This window comes from Kitasatospora sp. NPDC058492 (assembly GCF_042720685.1).
Classification (GTDB): domain Bacteria; phylum Actinomycetota; class Actinomycetes; order Streptomycetales; family Streptomycetaceae; genus Kitasatospora.
The window spans coordinates 1-3,039 of sequence record NZ_JBHXMU010000134.1 but is presented as its reverse complement, the minus strand read 5'-3'; the positions used below and the strand labels follow the sequence as shown (position 1 = coordinate 3,039).

The window sequence follows — 3,039 nt, the reverse complement described above, 5'->3', positions numbered from 1 at the left end:
CGGCACACCCACGGGGGGTGTGCCGGGCCGCCGGCGCCACCGGGTTCAGGGGGTGTAGCTCACCCAGCCGCTCAGGGCGGTGGTGTTCGGCGGGCAGTAGACGCGCACGTTCAGGAAGGTGGTGTACGGGCCCACGGTGCGGGTGGAGCCGTCGGAACAGCTCACGTTGACCCACCACTTGGTGGTTCCGGTGCCCGAGCAGGAGATGTTGAAGTACTGCTGGGTGCCGTCGCTCCCGAACGTGCCGGTGCTGCAGTTGATGCTCTGCAGCGCGTCCGGGGAGGCGGTCTGCGCCTGTGCTGCCGGGGCCGCGGCGAGGCCCAGCGCCGTGGCCGTGGCGAACGCCGCGAGGCCGCCCGCGATCCTGTTCCTGGTCCGGTTGTTCACAGCTGTCCGTCCTCGGGGTCGGTGGTGCGCGTGGGGACGCCGGGCGGCGGCTCGGAGAGCAGCCCGGCGCTCTGTCTGCGGTGACTTTAGGGAGCGGTCGGATCCGCGAGCATATGACGGCGGAAAATGCGTCCACCCCGGCCTGGTCAGGCCTCTTGGCCCGTCGATCACGAATTCCTGCGACGGGGCACCGCCGATGGGGCGGCCGAGGTGGTCCGCCCGCGCCCGGAACGGCCGAAAACACGCGGGCACCGGCGCACCGCCCGCACCCCCGGCATGGCACAAGTCCGTTACAGCAGTGGCGGGTTCCTCCCGCGCTATCCCTGCCCCTGGCATCATCCAAGTCCGTGCCGCCCCCGGCGCCGCCCACGGCGTGCCGGGGCGTCGGCCCGCATGGCGACCGACGTCCAGACGAGGGGGAGTCCGATGACGCTGTTCGGCAAGCCGCCGGGCCCGCAGGACGCCCGGCCGCGCGGGCGGGCCACCGCGCTGACGCTGCGGGTCGTGGCGCAGGCCCTGCTCCTGCTGCTCGGCCTGTCCGCGGTCGGCCTCGGGTTCGCACGGTTCGTCGCCGCGTACCACGAGGGGTGGGCGTATCGCGGCGCCCCGGTCTGCGGCGCTCCGGCGATCGGGCCCGGGGTGGACTGCACGCTGCGGGAGAGCGGGCGGGTGACGAAGAGGGCGATGGAGCGGGACGGCGACTCGACCTCGTACACCCTGACCGTGGCCCGCGAGAAGGCTCCGACCGGCGCCTACGACGTCGGGGAGGCGTTCTACGACGACGTGCGGACCGGCACGGTCGTGAACCTGACGGTCTGGAGGGGCCAGGTGGTCGAGGTCGACTACCAGGGGCACCGGGCCCGCAATCCGCACACCCTGTGGCTGGCCGTCCTGAAGCTGGCGCTGCTGGTCGGCGCGGGCACGGCCCTGATCGCGGGCGGCCTGCTCGGGCCGAACGTGCGCTCCTGGTGGATCCCGGCCGGGATGTCCGTACCCGTGGCGGTCACCACGCTGGTGGGTGCCGCCATGCTCCTCCTGATGGACTGGCCGCTGCCCGTGACCGTGACCCTGGCCGTCCTGGCCTGGCTGCTCGCGGTCTCCGTCATCAGCGGGATGTCCGTGGAGTAGCGGCCCGGAGCGGATCCGGAATGCCCCTCACAGGTTGTCAGGTTCTCAACATGGGAAATAGGCTGCCACCTCCCGCTCACGCCACCACCGGGGAGGCCACCCATGCCCAGCAGTACCAGGAGCCGCAGGACCAGAACCGCCGCAACCCTCCTCACCGCCGCCCTGGCCGCGGCCCTCCTCGGCGGCGCCCCCGCGCTCGCCGCACCCGCAGCCCCGCCCGGAACCACGACGGGCGCCGCCCCCACAGCCGCTCCGGCGGACGGCCGGCACCCGGTCGAGGTGTTCGGCGAGGACGGCGGCATATCCCGGGCCCTCGTCCCCGGCGGCTCCCCGTACACGGCCGGCCCCCGCATCCAGGGCGTGGCCCCGATGCAGGACGACGGCGACGTCACCGCGCTGGTGCGCAACGGCGATCCGGCCGCCAAGCTCGACGTGGTGGTCATCGGGGACGGCTACGCGGCGCAGGAACAGGAGAAGTTCCGCAGCGACGCGGCCGAGAAGTGGCGCGAGATCACCGCCGTCGAGCCGTACGCCACCTACCGCAACCTGTTCAACGTCTGGGCGGTGTCGGCTGTTTCGCCCGAGTCGGGCGTCTCCGGGGATCCGGACCAGACGACCGTCCGGCACACCGCGCTGGGCTCGTACTTCTGGTGCGACGGGGTGGAGCGGCTGCTCTGCGTGGACGAGAAGGCGGTCGAGCGCTACGCGGCCAAGGCCCCGCAGGCGGACCTGGTGATCGTGGTGGCCAACAGCACCAAGTACGGCGGCGCGGGCTACAACGACGTGAAGTCCTCGCTCGGCTACGAGGGCATCGCCACCGTGGCGGGCGGCAACGCGAAGTCCGGGCAGATCGCGGTGCACGAGACCGGGCACTCGCTGGGCAAGCTCGCCGACGAGTACGCGTACGACGGCCAGGGCACCTACCAGGGCGCGGAGCCGGCCGAGGCCAACATCAGTACGCTGACCGCCGACCGGATGCGCGCCCAGGGCACCAAGTGGTCCCGCTGGCTCGGCCGGACGTCCCCCGACGGCGGGACGGTCGGCGCGTACGAGGGCGGCGGCTACTACCCGACGGGGCTGTACCGGCCGACCGAGAACTCGATCATGCGCTCGCTCGGGCGGGAGTTCAACCTGCCCGGACGGGAGGCGATGATCGCCGGCTTCTACCGCCACGCCACCCCGCTGACGAGTCCCGTCTCCACCGACACCTGGCTCACCTCCGCCAGCCGCCTCACCGTCGACCTGCCCGTCCCGGGCACCCGGCTGCGCTGGTTCCTGGACGGACGCGAGCTGCCCGGGCAGCGCGGGCGCACCGCCCCCGACCTCGCCGCCCTCCGCCCGGGCGGCCCCCGCTCCCGGCCGCACCTGCTGACGGCCGTCGCCACCGACCCCACCCCGGCGGTGGCCGACCCGGCGCTGCGCGAGCACTTGACCGGGAGCCTGTCCTGGCTGGTGACGTTCTAAGCGCGTCGACGCGGCGCGCCGGCCGGCACGGCGACGGCCCCGGGCCCGGCAGCGTGATGC

At 73.5% G+C, this 3,039-nt stretch carries 3 protein-coding genes; 2 read left to right on the top strand and 1 reads right to left on the bottom strand.

From position 1 onward, the window contains the following. Positions 1 to 45: 45 nt before the first annotated feature. Positions 46 to 387 (bottom strand): hypothetical protein, encoded by a 342-nt coding sequence (locus ACFWPI_RS39340; protein ID WP_063345830.1) that lies wholly within the window; start codon positions 385 to 387, stop codon positions 46 to 48. 426 nt (positions 388 to 813) lie between these two features. Between ACFWPI_RS39340 and ACFWPI_RS39335 the strand changes: the two genes are divergently transcribed. Both ACFWPI_RS39335 and ACFWPI_RS39330 read left to right on the top strand, forming a co-directional pair. Continuing rightward, complete coding sequence (locus tag ACFWPI_RS39335) at positions 814 to 1,515, top strand: hypothetical protein (RefSeq protein ID WP_380381046.1); 702 nt, start codon at positions 814 to 816, stop codon at positions 1,513 to 1,515. Between the two features lie 102 nt (positions 1,516 to 1,617). Then, positions 1,618 to 2,979, top strand: a complete 1,362-nt coding sequence (locus ACFWPI_RS39330; protein WP_380381044.1) for a M64 family metallopeptidase — start codon at positions 1,618 to 1,620, stop codon at positions 2,977 to 2,979. Positions 2,980 to 3,039: the final 60 nt, after the last annotated feature.

Bases quoted from the DNA above. Each gene is read 5' to 3' on its own strand.
- ACFWPI_RS39330 (WP_380381044.1), top strand. From the start codon at position 1,618: ATGCCCAGCAGTACCAGGAGCCGCAGGACCAGAACCGCCGCAACCCTC.
- ACFWPI_RS39335 (WP_380381046.1), top strand. From the start codon at position 814: ATGACGCTGTTCGGCAAGCCGCCGGGCCCGCAGGACGCCCGGCCGCGC.